At 64.7% G+C, this 17,109-nt stretch carries 17 protein-coding genes; 9 read left to right on the top strand and 8 right to left on the bottom strand.

The window, feature by feature from the left end; genetic code table 11:
- The first annotated feature begins 105 nt into the window (after positions 1–105).
- Complete coding sequence (locus DQG19_RS07685) at positions 106–1,569, top strand: T9SS type A sorting domain-containing protein (RefSeq protein ID WP_116125674.1); 1,464 nt, start codon at positions 106–108, stop codon at positions 1,567–1,569.
- 17 nt (positions 1,570–1,586) lie between these two features.
- Here DQG19_RS07685 and DQG19_RS07680 read toward each other — a convergent pair whose 3' ends face one another.
- Positions 1,587–2,015 (bottom strand): Gmad2 immunoglobulin-like domain-containing protein, encoded by a 429-nt coding sequence (locus DQG19_RS07680; protein WP_116125673.1) that lies wholly within the window; start codon positions 2,013–2,015, stop codon positions 1,587–1,589.
- A 5-nt stretch (positions 2,016–2,020) separates the two neighbouring features.
- On the bottom strand, positions 2,021–4,477 hold the full coding sequence (locus DQG19_RS07675) for a TonB-dependent receptor domain-containing protein (protein ID WP_116125672.1): 2,457 nt from the start codon (positions 4,475–4,477) through the stop codon (positions 2,021–2,023).
- Between the two features lie 190 nt (positions 4,478–4,667).
- Here DQG19_RS07675 and DQG19_RS07670 point away from each other — a divergent pair, with 190 nt between their 5' ends.
- The 5 genes from DQG19_RS07670 (at position 4,668) to DQG19_RS07650 (ending at position 8,245) form a co-directional block, all read left to right on the top strand.
- On the top strand, positions 4,668–5,195 hold the full coding sequence (locus tag DQG19_RS07670; RefSeq protein ID WP_116125671.1) for a hypothetical protein: 528 nt from the start codon (positions 4,668–4,670) through the stop codon (positions 5,193–5,195).
- Between the two features lie 2 nt (positions 5,196–5,197).
- Positions 5,198–5,506 (top strand): hypothetical protein, encoded by a 309-nt coding sequence (locus tag DQG19_RS07665; RefSeq protein ID WP_116125670.1) that lies wholly within the window; start codon positions 5,198–5,200, stop codon positions 5,504–5,506.
- 41 nt (positions 5,507–5,547) lie between these two features.
- Positions 5,548–5,736: a 30S ribosomal protein S21 gene (gene rpsU / locus DQG19_RS07660; protein WP_104419187.1), complete on the top strand. Its 189-nt coding sequence runs from the start codon at positions 5,548–5,550 to the stop codon at positions 5,734–5,736.
- Positions 5,737–5,857: 121 nt separating this feature from the next.
- Positions 5,858–7,423, top strand: coding sequence for an AAA family ATPase (locus DQG19_RS07655; RefSeq protein ID WP_116125669.1), 1,566 nt, complete (start codon positions 5,858–5,860; stop codon positions 7,421–7,423).
- Between the two features lie 75 nt (positions 7,424–7,498).
- The gene (locus DQG19_RS07650) at positions 7,499–8,245 is read left to right on the top strand and encodes a (Fe-S)-binding protein (protein ID WP_116125668.1); all 747 of its coding nucleotides are present in this window, start codon (positions 7,499–7,501) and stop codon (positions 8,243–8,245) included.
- Between the two features lie 55 nt (positions 8,246–8,300).
- Here DQG19_RS07650 and DQG19_RS07645 read toward each other — a convergent pair whose 3' ends face one another.
- Complete coding sequence (locus tag DQG19_RS07645; protein ID WP_116125667.1) at positions 8,301–9,146, bottom strand: transporter; 846 nt, start codon at positions 9,144–9,146, stop codon at positions 8,301–8,303.
- Positions 9,147–9,184: 38 nt separating this feature from the next.
- On the opposite strand from DQG19_RS07645, the gene DQG19_RS07640 reads away from it, so the two are divergent.
- On the top strand, positions 9,185–9,898 hold the full coding sequence (locus DQG19_RS07640; protein WP_116125666.1) for a polyprenol monophosphomannose synthase: 714 nt from the start codon (positions 9,185–9,187) through the stop codon (positions 9,896–9,898).
- Between the two features lie 7 nt (positions 9,899–9,905).
- Here DQG19_RS07640 and DQG19_RS07635 read toward each other — a convergent pair whose 3' ends face one another.
- From DQG19_RS07635 to DQG19_RS07620, 4 genes are all read right to left on the bottom strand, one after another.
- Positions 9,906–11,699 carry a DUF5060 domain-containing protein gene (locus DQG19_RS07635; RefSeq protein WP_116125665.1) on the bottom strand — a complete coding sequence of 598 codons (1,794 nt, stop codon included), beginning with the start codon at positions 11,697–11,699 and terminating at the stop codon, positions 9,906–9,908.
- 40 nt (positions 11,700–11,739) lie between these two features.
- The gene (locus tag DQG19_RS07630) at positions 11,740–14,133 is read right to left on the bottom strand and encodes an alpha/beta hydrolase family protein (protein WP_116125664.1); all 2,394 of its coding nucleotides are present in this window, start codon (positions 14,131–14,133) and stop codon (positions 11,740–11,742) included.
- A 1-nt stretch (position 14,134) separates the two neighbouring features.
- Positions 14,135–14,491 carry a hypothetical protein gene (locus DQG19_RS07625; RefSeq protein WP_116125663.1) on the bottom strand — a complete coding sequence of 119 codons (357 nt, stop codon included), beginning with the start codon at positions 14,489–14,491 and terminating at the stop codon, positions 14,135–14,137.
- A 123-nt stretch (positions 14,492–14,614) separates the two neighbouring features.
- Positions 14,615–15,445, bottom strand: a complete 831-nt coding sequence (locus tag DQG19_RS07620; protein ID WP_116125662.1) for a M15 family metallopeptidase — start codon at positions 15,443–15,445, stop codon at positions 14,615–14,617.
- Between the two features lie 163 nt (positions 15,446–15,608).
- On the opposite strand from DQG19_RS07620, the gene DQG19_RS07615 reads away from it, so the two are divergent.
- The gene (locus DQG19_RS07615; RefSeq protein ID WP_116125661.1) at positions 15,609–16,058 is read left to right on the top strand and encodes a hypothetical protein; all 450 of its coding nucleotides are present in this window, start codon (positions 15,609–15,611) and stop codon (positions 16,056–16,058) included.
- Positions 16,059–16,097: 39 nt separating this feature from the next.
- Positions 16,098–16,709, top strand: a complete 612-nt coding sequence (locus tag DQG19_RS07610) for a hypothetical protein (protein WP_116125660.1) — start codon at positions 16,098–16,100, stop codon at positions 16,707–16,709.
- On the opposite strand, the gene DQG19_RS07605 is transcribed toward DQG19_RS07610, so the two are convergent.
- Entirely contained in the window at positions 16,704–17,108 is a 405-nt protein-coding gene (locus DQG19_RS07605) for a hypothetical protein (RefSeq protein ID WP_116125659.1), read from the bottom strand. The two genes, DQG19_RS07610 and DQG19_RS07605, sit on opposite strands and share 6 nt — an antisense overlap.
- Between the last annotated feature and the right edge of the window lies 1 nt (position 17,109).

Here is a 17,109-nt window from a genome sequence, read left to right as displayed (position 1 = left end):
GAAAATTCCGGACCAGTCACAAATTTTCAGCTACCGGTCGCCGGCGCCGCTCGCCTTGGTCTTATCTTATCCCCGCCTGCTCCTTTCACGCCTACGCTACCCCCTATGTACCTACAAACCCTCCGCTTCCTCCTCCTGCTCTGCACCTGCGTCCCCGCCGGCCTCTTGGCCCAGTTCGACTACCAGCTCTTCCGACCGGGCGTACAGTACCTGTACGAGAACCCCGATTACGCAGACAACGACAGCGATCTGTTCACCACCCAATACTTCGGGGCGCGGGTCGACGCCATGGGCTGCGATACCCTCTACGGTTCGCTGGAGGTACGGGAGGAGGTCAGCTGCGTGGCCAAGGTGCCCTCGCCCTTCGGCTACTCCGTTTGTCAGACCGAGGAGAGTACCATGGTCCGCTTCGATAGTACCGACCAGTTGTTGCTGTACCCGGCCGCACCGGTCGGCGAACGCTGGCTGGCCCGCGACGACGACCTCACCACGCTGTACGCCGAAGTGATCTCCGACGCGCCCGGTACGGTACTCGGCGTCGAAGACAGGCTGAAGGTCATCGCCTTTTCTACCGCATCCGGTGAGCGGATAGGGGATTCTTTGGTGATTGGCCAGAGTACCGATCTGGTTTCTACGCCACGGCTGTACCGGATTGAGGATGGGAGCCCTCCCCTGACGCTGGCCGGCAGCAGCGCGATCGCCGGCAGCGTGCAGCTGCCCGCCCCGGAGACGTACGGACTGGCCGCGGTCGGTGATACCTTCCAAATCGACGTGTACAACAGCAGCACGGTGGGCGCCCCTTTTGCTGCGGACCGGCCCTTCGGTGGCCGGTTTTCTACCGTGGAGATTCTGGCGGTAGACGCTTCCAATGCCGAGGCCTATACCTACGACGTGCGGGCCGCTATCTACGAACGCGGCCAGGAAACGACCCCGGTGGCCGTCGATACGCTCCTCACCTTCTCCCGGCCCCGCCTGCCCGTGGCCTTCGACCGGCAGCCGGGCGCCCGCCTCGATACGCTGTACGGACAGGACGACGTTTCCGCCCTGATCGCCCTGCGCCGCGACAGTTGCGGACTGTACCACCTCCAGGTGTCCACCCCGGTCGACTACGGCGACGACCCGGACTGCGGCGTTGATCAGGCGGGCCTCGATGCCGACCCGGGACCCGCGTACACCGCCGGCAGCCCGTTCTCACCGGAAGACTACGGTAGCCTGGGAGGACCGCGCCGGGTGGCGCTGGTCTACGTCAGCACGGCGACGGTACGCTGCGGCGCTTTCCGCGACGAAGCGGTCATCCTATCGCCCGTCCGCCCGTCCCCGGCGGCCATCGATCTGCCGATACTGCTGTACCCCAACCCGGTTACCGCGGCCCTCACCGTGGAGCTACCCCAGGCCACGACGGCCTATACGCTGGCGGTGTATTCTTCGCTGGGGCAGCGGGTCCTGTTGCAGGCCGGGGTCTGGGAGCGCGCCACCCTCCCGGTGGACGGGCTGGCCCGGGGCAATTACCTGCTAGTCGTGCTACGGAACGGTCAGCCGGTCGGGCGGCAGCGGTTCGTGGTGCGTTGATATCCGCCACCGGGTATTTACTCGGAAGGCGAAGCGAAGCGTACCGGTACCCGCAGCCGGTGGGCATTGCCCTCCAGCCCCGAGGGGTTGTCGCGTTCTAGGATCAGGGTACCCGTCTCCGTGGCCGGCGCGGCAAATTCGAGGGTAGCCGAGTAGCCGACCCAGTCCTCGGTCATCCAGTCGCCGGCGGCGGTGGCCGGTGCCGTGGCCAGTTCTTTCCCGTTACCGTCTTCCAGGCGGACCGGGAAGCTGGCCTCGAAGAAGTAGTATCCGAGGGCAACCCCCTCCACCCGCAACGGGGAGCTGACGGTCGCGCCGGGCGCCGGCAGGGCCAGCTGTACGAGGCTGTCGCCTACCATGAGGCTGCCGGCCTGCGGCTCACCCGTGTCGGGGCCGCAGGCCGGCAGCAGCAGGAGCGCCAGCAGGGGGAATACCAGACAGCGCATGCTTACTAAAAGTCGTCGTTCATCCCACCGCCGTCGCCGCCGCGCCGCTCTTCGCGGTCGCCACGGCCGAGTTGGTTGAGGCTGTACTGGAAGCCGATGTAGGCGATCCGGCTCTCACGCTGGAACTCGCTGACGGTAGTGATGCCGCCGGTCTCGGTGGTGTAGCTGTACCGACGCGTATTGAAGAGGTCGGATACCCGCAGGGTGACGGCACCCTTACCGTCCAGAATATCCTTGCGGAAGCCGAGGTCAAGGCTCTGCATGGCCTGGATCCGCCCCTGGGGACGTACGCCGGGGCTGCGGTAGAAATAGGTGAACTGGGCCTGCACGTCCCACGGCAGTTTATAGCTGCCCTGCACGTTGCCGCTAAAGAGATAGCCATTCTGGTCGATGTTCTCGTCGTCGCTGTTGCCGATGATCTCGCTGCGGTAACCGTTGGCGCTCACGGTCAGGTCCAGCTTGTTGGTGGGCCGGTAGGTGCCGATCAGTTCCACGCCGTAGTTGCGGCCGCGGTCCAGGTTGGCGCGGGTGCTCAGGCTTACGCCGCCCTCCTGGATGCGGGTGATGCGGCTGATGATGTCGGTAAGCTGGCGGAAGTAGACGCCCCCGGTCAGGGTGCCCTTGCCGTACTGCTGCTGCAGGTTCAGTTCGAAGCTGTTGATCCGCTCGGGCAGGAGAAAGGGGTTACCGCTGCGAAGGTTGAAGGGATCGCCCCGGTCGACGAAGGGGTTCAGCGCCCAGGCGCGCGGGCGTTCCACCCGGCGGCTGTAGCTGGCCTGCAGCGTAGTGTTTTCCGTAAAGCTGTACCCGGCGAACACGCTGGGGTAGAGGCTGAAGTAGTCGTTGTTGAACACCTCGGGGTTCGGCTCCAGCAGGTTGCTGGTGGTGTAGGCCTGCTCGGCCCGCAGTCCGGCGTTGAAGGTCACCTTGCCCACCTTGCCGCCGATGGTAGCGTAGAGGGCGTGTACTTCCTCGTCGTAGCGGAAGAGGTTACTCAGGCTGTCCACCGTGGCGTAGTCACCACCGCCGAAGATCTGGAAGGCGGCGTCGGTTTCCAGCTGCTCGATTGTGGAGCGCCAGCCGGTGGTAAACTTGAAGTCGCCGAAGGTCTGCTCGTAGTTCAGTTCCCCCAGGAAGCGGGTACGGTCCTCCAGGGTAGGGGAGCGTTGCCGCCCGTCGGGGGCGTAGGGAGCGCCGAAGGCGTCGGTGATGACCTCGTAGTAGTTCTCGATTTCGCTCTCGTCGTTCTGGCTGTACTGCAGCTGGCCCGTCAGGCGCCGGCCTTCCTTACGGAAGGTCTGATTGTAGTTGAGCTGGATCTCGTAGTCGGTTTCGTCGCTGGGTTCGGTTTCGTTGCGGACGCTGGTGCGGTCGAGGGTGTTCTCGCTGTCGAAGAACTGGGTCGTCCGCAGGTTCGAGTTGCTGCCGGTCTCTAGCTGATAGTTACCCTGGATGCCGATCGAGGCGCGGTCGGAAAGGGCATACTCGGTACCCAGTTTGAACATCTGCGAGCGGTTCAGGCGGTCGCCCTCGAAGGTGAAGTAACGGCTAAATAGGCTGTCGCCGAGTGTGCCGGACTGGTCGCGGTAGCCGCGGAAGAAGCGCTCGTCGTAGCGCGCGCTCACGCCGGCGAAGGAGTTGAACTTCCCCTTGCGCCAGTTGAGGTCGAGGTTGCCGTCAAATTTGTTTCCGGTGCCCGCATTCAGGTTGATGGAGGCATTGAAGCCGTCGTCCTGCTTTTTCTTCAGTACGATGTTGATGATGCCCGCCGTACCCTCGGGGTCAAAGGCGGCGCCGGGGTTGGTGATCACCTCCACCCGTTCGATGGCGCTGGAGCTCAGTGACTTCAGGTAGGAAGTGGGATCGGTGCCCACCAGGCCGCTCGGGCGGCCGTTGATCAGGAAGCGGACCCCGCCGCTGCCCCGCAGGCTCACGTTACCCTCCAGGTCCACGTTGATGCTGGGGATCTGCCGCAGCAGGTCCTCGGCGGAGCCGCCGCTGGAGGCGACGCTCTTTTCCACGTTGAAGGATTTACGGTCCAGGCCCAGTTCCATAATCGCGCGCTCGGCGGTCACCACCACCTCGTCGAGGTCCGTGGCCCCGCCCTGGCTGAGGTCGATCTTGCCCATCTGGATGAAGCGCTCGCCGTTGTTGAGTTCCAGCAGCATCTCCTCATCTTCGTAGCCGATGAAGGAGACCTCCAGGCGATAGTCGCCGAAGGGGAGGTTCTTCAGGGTAAAATTGCCGTCGATATCGCTGGTGGTGCCCCCGACCATTTCGCCGTTTTCCACACTATAGACCGCGACGTTGGCAAAACCCACCGGAGCCTCGCTGCCGGCCTCGGTAAGCTTTCCGCCCACGCCGCCCGTATTGGGGGCGAGTTCCGGCGGCGAGGTGCCGTCAGTCTGGGCGCGGACGCAGGTGCAAAGCAATATTAGTAAGGCAGTGTAAATCAATCTCATAGGTACGGGGGTTACACTAGGTATAACCGAGCGTTGCCGAAGTCCGTTCAGAAAAAGGATAGAGGTAAGTACCCGAATCGTCGAATAAACGGGGGGAACCATAGAGTTCGGCCCCGCCGGCCCTGAGTGCGGGGAGCGATCGGCCGCCGGGACCGCCCGAACTCCGGCCGCCGAACGGCGTTCACGGAGCATGTCCGCCTTTCCCGCCAACCTGGTCGCCGCCGCCCTCGATAACCCCTCCGCCGCCCTGGCGGGTACGGATCTGCGCATCACCCTGCCGCTCACCCGGGCTCTCCTCAACGAGCTGCTGGCCGCGCGCCCGGCCAACACGCCGGTGCGGGAGCTGCTGATCGACCCCAACGCCCGCAATTGCTTCCGCGTCTTCGTCAAGGCACAGGCCCCGGTTCTCGGGACGGTCTCGCGGCAGATCCTTTTCGCTCCCGGCCTGCCCGTCAGCTTTCCTGACCAGCCGTGGCTCCGCTTCGATATTAAGGACGGGCTGGGCTTCCTCGACCGCTCGCTCATCAGCCTGCTGCAGGGGATGATCGAGAGCAAGCTGCCCAAGGGCGTGGAGCTGACCAGCAACTACCTGCGCCTGCACGTACCCGCGCTGATGACCGATCTGGGGTACCAGCAACTGGTACCGCTCGTACAATTGCTGTCCGTCAAAAGCGAAGCCAACCGACTCATTCTCGACCTACACCTTAAAGCCGAATAAGTATGCACCCCGTCCTGCAACACCTGATGAACACCGACTTTGCCGACCTCGAGGGCAGTCGCGTGGAGGGTACTTTCGCCGTCTCCGACGACCTGGTTAACCTGGGCTTGCACGAGCTCATCGCCCAGCTCGTCACCGCACCCGCGTCCGCGCCCGCCGCTGCCCCCGCCCCCTACGACAGCACCCCGACGGAAAAGACGGCCGCACCTGACCCCAAAGCCCTGCTGCGCCGGGTAGACGTGGAAAAACTGCAGTACCGCACCGAAGCCGGGCGGACCATCCTCGAAATGGCTTGCGCGATCAAGAAATAGTCCGTACCTTTGCGCTCCAATTCTAAAAACAGCAACGCTTAATGCTAATTATCAATGTACGTGAGGGCGAAAACATCGACCGCGCCCTGAAGCGCTACAAGCGCAAGTCTATCAATACCCGTGTGATCCGCGAGCTGCGCAACCGCCGTGAGTTCACCAAGCCCAGCGTCAAGCGCCGGAAAGAGAAGCTGAAGGCGGAATACCGCCTCGAGAAATACGGCGAGAAGTAAGTTCTCGTCACCGGGGGAAGCCTCGGCTTCCCGTCCCGCGAACGGCTTTCGGACACTAGGCTCCGGAAGCCGTTCTTGTGTTTTCCCCCAACCCATTCGGCGGCCCCGCCGTTACCCCCGCATGACCGCAACCCGCGCACAAGACCTCCGGCTCCGCACCGAGGCGCTCCTCCAGGCCCTCACGGCCGGCCTCTACGAGCGCGACCACGCCATGGGCCTCTCCCTGCTGACGGCCGTCGCCGGGGAGAGCATCTTCCTGCTCGGCCCCCCGGGCGTCGGGAAGAGCCTCATCGCCCGCCGCCTCAAGTACGCCTTCCGCGACGGGGTGAGCTTCGAGTACCTGATGTCTAAGTTCTCGACCCCCGACGAGGTCTTCGGCCCCATCTCCATCAAGAAATTGCGCGACGAGGACAAGTACGAGCGCCTCACCGATCGCTACCTGCCGGGCGCCAACATCGTATTTCTCGACGAGATCTGGAAAGCCGGCCCCGCCATCCAGAACGCCCTGCTGACCATCCTCAACGAGAAGATCTACCGCAACGGGGAGGAGGACCTGAAGGTGAACATCCGCGGCATCATCACCGCCAGCAACGAGCTGCCGCCCCGCAGCGCCAACCTGGCCCCGATCTGGGACCGCTTCCTGGTGCGGCTGGAGCTCGGCAAGATCAGCGAGTACCGCAACTTCGTGAAGATGGTGGTGGATACCCAGGACGTCTACGAGGATAACATCCCCGAAGCGACCAAACTCAGCGAGGAAGAGCTCGACCGCTGGTCCGGCGAGATCGACGCCGTGGAGGTGCCCGCCGAAGTGCTCAATACCCTGCAGCTGCTGCTCTACAAGATCGAGCAGTATAACGCCCAGCCCAACCACGCGGCCAGTCCGCTGCTGATCTACGACCGCCGCTGGAAGAAAGCCGTGCGCCTGCTGCGCACCAGCGCCTTCCTGCACGGCCGCGGGCGGGTAAACCTGATGGACTGCTTCCTGCTCGAGCACTGCCTGTGGAACGGGCCCGAACAGCGCGAGACCATCCGGGAGATGATCGTCGACGCGGTGCGCAAGCACGGCTACTCGGTGGCCGTCAACCTGGGCAACCTGAAGAAGGAGATCCGGGAGTTCGCCGCCGACGTCCACGAGGAGACCCGCATCAAGCTCACCCACGAGGAAGAGCAGCTGCTGCCGGTACAGGAGAGCTACTACGAACTGGAGAAGGACCTGAGCCAGTTCCGGGGCGTGCTGGTCACCATCGAGCAGTTTCGCGGGCTCAGCGACGCGGACTACAGCAGCGTGAATTTTTACGACGAGGACCGCAACCTCGTCAACCGCATCCGGGGCCGCAAGGGGCCGCGGGAGAACACCATCGAGGTGAACTTCAACGGTACGGATACGGTCTTTCGTCTCAAGACGCGGCTCACCGAGCGCCACGAGGTGATCCGCAAGGCACCGCACCGTATCCTCCGGGAATTTTGGGACGACCGGGCCACCAAACTCCGTACCTACCTGGAAGAGCAGCAAGCGGCCATCGCCGACCACGGCCCCGCGCAGCTGGCGGGCATCGCCGATCACCTCTTCGTGGATGCCGACTACGCCCGGGTCGTATCCGCCAACCTGGACGAGGTCCGCGAAGCGCTCGCCGGGCTCCTGCTGCAACTGGAAAAGCTGCAGTTCGAATACTCGGCGGAGGGGTGATAGCGGGGAAGCAGGACAATACCGGATGCCCTCCCGGCCGGCGACTGTTACCTTTCGTGGTCTAACCCCCCGATCATGACCGTAGGCCTCTTCATTCCCTGTTACATCGACCAGTTCTACCCTAAGGCGGGCATCGCCACCCTGCAGCTGCTGGAGCGATTGGGCTGTACGGTGGTGTACCCGCGGGAGCAGACCTGCTGCGGACAGCCCCTGGCCAACAGCGGGATGGAGCAGGAGGCCCGGCCGATCTACGCGCACTTCGTCGAGACCTTCGGCCACTTTGACTACGTGGTGTGCCCCTCGGGCAGCTGCGTGTACCACATCAACCACCACTACGACGTGCTGGAGGACAGTGAGGCGGTGCGCTCCGTGCGGGAACGCACCTTCGAGCTTGCCGATTTTCTGGTCAACGTAGTCGGGGTGAAGGAACTGCAAGGCGCCCGCTTCCCCGCCCGGGTAGGCATACACAACAGCTGCCACGGCCTGCGGGGACTACGGCTCGGCTCGGGATCGGAGCGCGTCGGGGCCGACTTCAGCTACTACCGCTACCTGCTCGACATGGTAGAGGGGGTGGAACTGGTGCCGCTGGACCGCGTGGACGAGTGCTGCGGCTTCGGGGGCACGTTCAGCGTCAACCAGCCGGAACTGTCCACCAAGATGGGCCGCGACCGGATCGCCGACCACCTGCGGCACGACGCTGAGGTGATCACGAGTGGCGACATGTCGTGCCTGATGCACATGGAGGGGCTGATTCGGCGGGAAAAGCTGCCGCTACGGGTGATGCACGTGGCGGAGATCCTCAACAGTCGGGTAAGCGGGTAGGGCGGGGGCACCGGATACGAGCCACATCCGATGTGGACCACATCGGATGTGCATCTCACTTCGGGACAAGTTTCACCACCATCCCCAGATTGTACCGGGTACTCCGGCCGATGTACTCCCCGCCCAGCACGTAGGCGCCCCCGCCGACCAGGCCCGCCCACGGAAGCAGGGGTACGTAGAGAGTACCGCCCACGCGCCGCCAGCTGCTGCCCGTGCCGGCGGTGGCGGAGCGAACGGCCGGTCCGGGCTCGAGGGTAGTAACGAATTCGAGCCACCCCTCGAAGTAGTAGTAGCGGGTGCCGTAGCCGCTACGGAGCAGGAGCGGCCAGTTGGCGCGGCTCTCCGGGGCGAACTGGAAATCGATGCCCGACTGGGCGTGCAGGAAGAATCCGCTATCGAATTGGTACTGGTACACCAGCCTCCCCTGAAAGACGGACGCCCGCTGCCCGATGGCCGTCGGGCCGCTGGTCGCATAATTTCCGACCGGAAAGCTGAGGCCTACGGCGGTGAATACCCGGTGGGCGCCCGCGGGGGTGCGCTGGTCGAGGTTGCGGTACTTGATCCAGAGACTGGCGTCCTGCAGGCTGCCGGGGTCGTCGTTGGTACGCAGGTAGGGTAGGGTAGCAACGAGGGCGGTCTGCTCGTTCATGCCGGCTTCCACGAAGAGGCTGTAGCTGAGCGTCCGTACGTCACGGTCCTCGACCGTACCGTCGGGGCCGAAGTATTCGGAATAGCGCTCGACGCTCCAGGCGGGGGCTACGGAAACCTCCCCCTCAGCCACGGGGAAGCCACTGATGGCCCCCTGGCCGAGGACCACCCCGGATAGCCACAGCAGCAGGGCGGCCAGTCCGGCGCGGCGTGACTTTCCTCCGGCCATATCCTGGCGGCTTACATCTATCATAAGGCTGTCCTATCTTTGGCCGCTCAATTCTAATCTTCTTGAGCGATAGCCTGGTCATCATTCCCACCTACAACGAACGCGAGAACATAACGCGGATGGTGGATACGGTATTTGGTCTGTCGCAGCCCTTCCACCTGCTCGTCGTCGACGACGGCTCGCCCGACGGCACGGCCGCCGTAGTCCGGGAGCTGCAACTGCGCTACCCCGACCGGCTGCACCTGCTCGAACGCGCCGGTAAGCTTGGTCTTGGCACGGCCTACCTGGATGGCTTCCGCTGGGGCCTGAAGCGCGCCGAGAATTACCGCTACTTCTTCGAGATGGACGCGGACTTCAGCCATACCCCCGCCGACCTGATCCGCCTGCGCGCGGCCTGCCACGACGGGCCGGCCGACGTAGCCGTAGGCAGCCGCTACACCAAGGGCGGAAGCGTCAAAAACTGGCCGCTGGACCGCATCATCCTCTCCTACGGGGCCAGCGTCTTCACCCGGGTCGTTACGGGTATGCCGGTCAAGGACCCCACCGCGGGCTTCATGTGCTACACCCGCCCGGTGCTGGAGCGGATGAACTTCGACGAGATCCGCTTTATCGGCTACGCCTTCCAGATCGAAATGAAGTACACGGCCCGGGAAATGGGCTTCACCATCGTGGAGGTACCCATCGTCTTTACCGACCGCATCGCCGGCAATAGCAAGATGCACAAGTCGATCATCAAGGAAGCGGTATTCGGGGTGCTCAGCCTGCGCTTCCGGTAGGGCCGCCTCAGCGGCGCTTCAGTACCGCCACCCAGTCGCCCGTGCCGGGCGGTACCAGTTCCACCTCGCCGTCCTCGGCGTGTACCAGTTCGCCCACGTCCTCCAGTTCGCCCGTCCGGGGGTTGAACCACTGCACCATGTATTCCCCGCCCGCCCCGCTCAGGTCGAGGGTAGCCGGCTGACCGAAGGGCAGGCCGACGGCGTATACCTCGCCGGGGTTGGTGAAGCAGAACTCGGCGCCGCCCGTGAGCTCGTTGTGGGCCTCCATGTCCCAGAAGGGCAGGTGGTCGTGAAAGAATTGCCGGGCGTGGGCCGACCAGCGGTAGGCGCGGTCGCGGCTGCGCCAGTCTTCTAAGTTGAGGTCGTTGTGCGGGCTACGGGCGCCGAAGTACCATTCCACCCCCGCTCCGCCCGCCAGCAGGTTGCCCCAGAGGGTCAGGGCACGGAGACTGTCCTGGTTATTCGGGGTGGCGGCGTCGGGATCCAGTCCACGCCACCAGGGGCCTACCTCGTCGAGGGTCATGATCCAGGGGGCGCCCGCCGCGGCCGACCGCTGCAGCCACCGCTCGGTCACCGCATTGGCCGTGTAGGGGTCGCCCAGTTGCAGGGCCAGTCCCCCGAGGTCGCGGTTGCCGAGCAGCGGTTCGTAGATCGCGGTGAAGGCCGCCTCCCCGGGGTGAGTATGCAGCACGGTATAGCTGCGGTAGGGGTCGTTGGCGGCGAACCAGGCCAGGACGTCGCGTTGCTGCGCGGTCGACTGGTAGGCGCCCGACCAGTCGTTGGGGCCGTTCTCCTCGCCGAGGTTCCAGGTTACGGCGCGGTGGTGTCCGAAGCGGGCGACGAGTTCCCGGAAGTAGAGCTTTCGTTGCGGACCGGTATCACCGCCGTCCAGCAGCGTTTCGTTCTCGGTCTCGTTGAGGACGAAGTGGAGCATCATGCCAAGGCTGTCGGCGTGGTCGAAGACGATCTCCCACTGGTCCAGTTTGCTCACGTCGAAGCGGAAGCGTTCGCGGTGATCGGTGTAGGGCCAGACGTCCTTGCCGTCGCCGTCGATGTTGAGGGTCAGGAAGTAGATGCTGTTCACCCCTACGGAGGCCAGGTAATTGATGCCGCCGATCAGGCCCCGCCCCTTACCTCCCTGCCAGCTGGGGTCACCCGGCCGGTGATCGGCCACGTGGGGCGCGAACCGGTGCAGGCCGGAGGTCGAGCTTTCCCCCGCCCGGAAGGTGCTGTCGTGGCGGTACGTATTGTTGAAGTCGGCGTACCCCAGCAAGTTTTCGGGACTGTCCACGCCGGTCTTGATGAAGTAGTCCCCCGTTTCAGCCCACCGCAAATACCGGGGGTGGTCGCGGATCAGGCGGCCTGTCTCCCCGGGCGCGGGGTCGCCGACGAAGAAGGCCCCCGTGTAGCGCTCCACCGTCCGCCCGCTTTCGGCGTTCTGCAGGTAAATGCTGTCGCCCCGCGCGAGGCGGGCCGTATAGGACCATTCCCCCGTACGGTCGGGGCGGAAGCGTACCCGCCATACGCTGCCGCCAATAGCGGACGTTTCCGCGGCCCGCCCGTCGGCGGCGTAGAAGCCCGGCACGGTGATGCTGTACTCCCCCTGGGTGAAGGTGACGTCGAGGCGGTAATTGACGAAGGGATTGTCCGCGGCGGTTTCCGAAGTGCTTGGGCCCGCAAAGTCCAGGGTAAGCTTTTCCCACTTCTGTAGGTCGGGGTCGGTAAAGACCAGGGCGCTGCGGCAACCCACCAGACAGAGCCACAGCAGGGGAAGGAAAACGAACGGTTGGAGGGGGCGCACGGAGAGGTGTTTGCCGTAAACTTACCGCTTGGCCTTCACATCAGGACCGGCTCTGCACCTGCGTCCCCGCCCCTTCCTGTCGCCGGCGCGGGCGGGGCTTGCGGTGGAGGTCCATCCAGCGGTGCATCTCCCAGAGCATGTGCAGGATGCTCTCCTCGGCCGCGTAGCCGTGATCTTCGTAGGGCAGCAGGCAGAGGCGGGCCGTCTTGCCGAGGTTGTCCAGGGCCGTGAACATGCGCTTGGATTGTACGGGGTAGGTGCCGCTGTTGCTGTCTTCCTCGCCGTGAATGAGCAGCAGCGGGGCGTCGATCTTGTCGGCGTGCACGAAGGGCGACAGGCGCACATAGGTATCCGGTACCTGCCAGAAGGTGCGCTCCTCAGCCTGGAAGCCGAAGGGCGTAAGCGTCCGGTTGAAGGCCCCGCTCCTGGCGATCCCGGCGGCGAAGAGGTCGGTATGCGCCAGCAGGTGGGCCGTCATGAAGGCCCCGTAGCTGTGGCCGCCCACGTAGATGCGCCGCGGATCCGCTACGCCGGCGTCGACCAGCTTGCGCACGGCCGCCTCGGCGTTCATACGGACCTGCTCGATGAAGGTTTCGTTGGGCTCCTCGTCGCCCTCGCCCACGATGGGCATGGCGAAGTCGTCGAAGACCGCGTAGCCGGCCGCCAGGAAGGGCAGGGGAGAGAGCGGACTGATGCGGCGAAACTGGTGGGCGCTGGTGAGCACCTGCCCCGCCTTGTCGGCGTCCTTGTATTCCTGGGGGTAGGCCCACATCAGGATGGGCAGGGGGGCGTCGCGGCCGGGCTCGAAGTCGGCGGGGGTATGCAGCTCCCCGCTGAGTTGTACGCCGTCGGCGCGGGTGTACGTGAGCAGTTCGTAGCCCGTATCCCGGAGCTGGGGGTAGGGGTGGGGGAAGTCGGTGACCTGCACCTCTTCCCCGGACAGCAGGTGGTGGAGGAAGAAGTTGGGTCGCTCGCCGGCCTGCTCGCGGGCGAGCAGGAAATAGTCGGGGTCCTCGTCGATAAAGAACAGCGGCCGCTCGAAGTAGGGCGGACGGCTCTCCCACAGCCTGACTTTATCATGGGTGTGCAGGTTGAAGGCATCGATGAAGGGCTGGGGGCCCTCCGGCCGGTGCCCGTTGCCGACCATCACCAGGGTCTCGCCGTTATCGCGGGTGAGCAATACGCTGTGGTCGCTGGGCAGGGAAACGGTGACCACGTTGCCGGGATCGTTATAGTTGTCCTCCCAGTTGTGGTCGAAGAGCACCTCCGGCTCGCGCTCGGGGGCGTCGGGGTACCAGCGGCGGGTAACCTGCCGGCGGGTGGCCCACTCCCAGTCGACGACGATCGCGAGGTCGCCGCGCGCCCACCGTAACGCGCCGAAGCGCATGGGCAGCCGAATGCTGGGCTGCGGCGGGCCGGTGAAGGGGGCTTCCAGGTAGTACAGCTGCTCGCGGTAGGCTACCTCGCGCCGCGGGTCGCCGCCGTCGATGGCCTCGGTCCAGTACAGCTGGGCGGGGTGGTCGCTCCGCCAGTTGAAGCGCCGCGGCTGGGTGATGACCGCCCCGAAGGCGGGCGGCAGGTGCTCCACGACGGGCCGCCGGGCGAGCTCGCGCAGGACGTTGCCCTCTCGGTCGAGGAGCAGGACCCGATCGGCAAACTTGTCGTAGGGTACGTTGAAGCTGAAGGGCTCGACCACGTAGGTAATCAGGAAGTAGTTACCGTTAGGGCTGTCGCCGAGGCCGGCGATGATGCCCGGTTCGGCCCAGGGGCTCTCGTGGCCGGTGTCGAGCCGGTGGAGGTACAGCTGACCGGTGGCGTAGTAGCGGAACAGGGCGACGTCGTGGTCGTTCTGCAGCAGGTTGGTGTAGGTGCGGTTGGCCCCCTCCTTGCCGGAGGAGTCCTGGACCACGGGCCCGGTGACGTTGTCCGGGCGGCGGGGCTCCACGGCGCCGGGGGGGCGTCGCTTGATCAGGAAGCGGTCGTTGCCGATGAAGTCGTAGGGCGAGCCGCCCAGGCTGTTATTTACGTCGTTGTCGCCCACCGGCTGGCACGCCAGGGTATCCCGCTCGCAGGTCCAGAGCTGGAGCCCGGTATCCGTCACCAGACAAAAGGCGATCCGGTTGCCGTCCGGCGACCAGGAGAAATAGCGGAACATGGCCCCCTCCGGCAGCCCCTCGAAAGGGCGGTCGGTACCGGCGGACACCTGTCGCAGGCGCGGAAGGTGAAAGCCCCGGGTACCGTGGGGGGTGAAGGAGGCCGGATTGATCTGCCGGCCGGCGAGCTTCACCTTCGGCTCCCGCAGTTCCTCGATCCCGGGGTACATCGGCCGGTCGGCGATGATGATGTAGTCACGGTCGGGGCCAAAGAGCATCAGCGGATCCGGCTTCAGGTTGACCAGATCGGCGATGGCCTCGGGGGGGCGTTGGTAATGCATACTAATCTTCGTCCTCCTGGTCGTAGCTGGCGTCCTGGGTGTCAATCACCATATTCGTGATCGTGTAGTCGCTGAATTTCTCGAAGTGATTAAAGGCCAGGTTATCCGGCCAGTTGCTGTCGTCCTCTACCCACTCGCCGAGCAGGTTTTCGAGGATGGGCATGAAGTTCTTGTAGAGCCATTCCTCGGCCTCCTCCATCTCGTCGAAGTCGGGCAGCAGGTACACGGTCGTCAGGTCGGAGGTGTCGTCGAAGTCGATCTCTTCCTCGACGGTCGGATCTTCACGGATGGCCCACCGCAGTAAGGCTTCGCTGGGCGTAACGATGAGGGCGTAGCGGTTGATGTCGTAAAGTTCCATAGGCAAGTCTTGTGTGTATGGGTAAACGCGGGCAACCCCGCCATAAGTTTACCCGCCGGTCGTGCCGCGGCGCGTATACTACCCCGCACCGCGCGCAAGCCCCTGACGGGCAGCCGCTAAGCCCTACTGCTTGCAGGCGGGATTCACGCCGAGCACGTAGTTTTTGACCACCTCGATGCGCGGAGCGGCCTCCGCCCCGGCAAACCCGCTGATGTCCGCGTCGTTCAGCCGGGTGGCGGCGTAGTCGGTCAGGCGGGTGGCCAGGGGCACGTAGCTCCAGTGCCACCGCTCCTCTTCGTAGCCGGAGGGGCGGTCGGGGCCCTTGGCCGTATAGGGTTGGCAGAAGCCGTAGTCGGCGGCGTGGGCGGTCAGCCAGTCGTATATTTTCTTGCCCTTCCCCTCCCGGAAGTAGCCGTTGTTCAGGGCATTGAGGTCCATGTCGGTGCCCCAGTGGTGGCGGCTCGTGCCGGGCATGCTGGAGTACCGCAGGATAGCGCGGGCCCGCTCGGCGGGGTCCGGGTAGACCTCGTTGGCACGCTCGGTACCCTCGAGCAGCCGCTGACCGTTCCATTTGGCTTCCCAGATCTGCTTCTGCCGGGCAAAATTGCGGGTGGCCGAGACGATGGTGAGCCGTACGTCGTCGGCCAGGGCGGCGGCGTGCATCCGCTCGAAGGCCGCGTAGGCGTCGCGGTGCAGCAGGTAGGGGTCGCCGTCGGTGTACGTATCGTCCACCCGCACGAAAGCTTCCTGTTCGGCGGGGTCGAACTGCCCGGTGATGTAAGTATAGATGGGGAGGCCGAACAGGCTGTCTGCGGGAGCGGAGGCGGGCGGGGCCGCGGGTGCGGGGTCTACGGCGGTGGGGGCTACGGGCGTGGGTTGTCCCGCCCGGGCCGGTGCGTCGGAACCGCAGCTCGTCAGGCCCAGGGTCAGGAGTGCCAAAAGAATGTACTGCATCGGCGCAAAGTACGGCTTTGGGGCCGCGACCCGGTGCGGGGCGGTGCCAAAGTGACCGGGCGGGGCACTACCGTCGGCGGGTTCGCGTTTTTGTGCTACACCAGACCCGGTGATCGATTGCCGCATTTGCCGCAACGATTCGTAATCATACCCACGCTGTTGCATGAGACTATTTTTTCTGCTGGTCAGCCTGCTCTGCGCGGGTGGGCTGTGCGCCCAGGACACCCTCTTTCTCACCGACGGGACCGTACACGTAGCGTCGCTGCGCGCGCCCGTTACCGGCTCCTACATTCGGGAAGTCGTCGCGGAGAACCGCGCGGGCCGGCGCAGCCGCCATTACCCGATCGGCGAGATCGACCGCCTGCGGCTTCACAACGGAGAGCGGTACCGAACGGTAGCGGTGAAGCTTTCGGCGGATGAAACCGGCACGAGGCCAGTCGTTCAGCGACTGGGACGCGTGCTCTTCGCCGGGCACCTTACTCTTCTGCGCGTCGATCTGCGGTCCAGCGAATACGATATGCGGGCGGACGGCGGTAAGCCCTACCTCTACCTGATCGAGAAGGGCGGGGAGCTTTACCAACTGGACTTGCTGGACGGTGAGCCAGTCGGGTAACGGGAGGTATCCCGTCGCTACCGCAATGTACTGGCCTACGTGGTCGCGGATTGCGCGGCGGCCGTCACGGCGGCAAAGGGCGCCGGCTTCCACGACCGGGGGATGCTGGAGGTGATCCGGCCGGCGGCGGACTGTCAACGGACCCCCGTGACAGACCGGTTTGCGGCCGGATCGAAGGCCTCCGTCGCGAGTTACCACGCGCTTGGCCTGGACCTAGTGTTAGCCACGGGGGATGATGTCAATGCAACCACCCCGTCGGCTGCATTGGGGTACCTGTGGGATTACGGATTGTGGGGGGCGGGTCACCTGCGCTTGCTGACGGGGCTCGGCGTGGTGCGCGCGCACTACAAGGAGCGCTTTCAGCGCGAATCCAACCGCCTGCTGCTGTACGGTCAGCTACTGGCGGGCTATACGGTACGCCCCAAGGTGTACTCCCTGCGGATAGGGCTGGGGTATACCGTTTACAGGAAGATCTGGAGTAACGTTTCGGGGGCCAACGTCAGCGGAAATATTACTGGGTACTACTCGGTGCAGTTGGCTTCGCAGGGTGAGCGGATCGGGGTCTCCGTAGCGGCCGACCTGCGACGACGGCGCGCCTGGGGATCTATTCCGTCGACCTTCCTGAAGCTAGGGGTAAATTACCGCCTATGATTCGGCGGGCTCAGGCCGCGCGACGATCGCGCTCACCTTCATAAGGAAGTAGACCTCGAAGCCGGTGTACACCAGGTACAGCCAGAAGAAGGGGACGATGAAGAGCTTGCTTTCCGGTTCGCCCAGGATCACGTAGCCCACCACCAGGATGCCGCACAGGAACATCTTCGCCATGGTGGCAGCCAGAAAGACATTGCTGAATAACATGCGATTCGCCGCACCCGCGCTCCGCCGGCCCAGGAAAAAGATCACGGTACACAGAAACAGGAACAGCAGCAGGGTAGCCACCGAAAACGGTAGCGCGTAGCCGATGGGCAACAACCAGTGGCTAAGGGCTACGCCAGCTACCGCCAGCAGCGTAACGCCGGCCAGCAGCAGGAAAAAGCGTGAGGTGTGCATA

Source organism: Lewinella sp. IMCC34183 (assembly GCF_003390915.1).
Taxonomy (GTDB): domain Bacteria; phylum Bacteroidota; class Bacteroidia; order Chitinophagales; family Saprospiraceae; genus Neolewinella.
The sequence above is the reverse complement of the archived record's forward strand: the minus strand, read 5'-3'. Positions and strand labels throughout refer to the sequence as shown.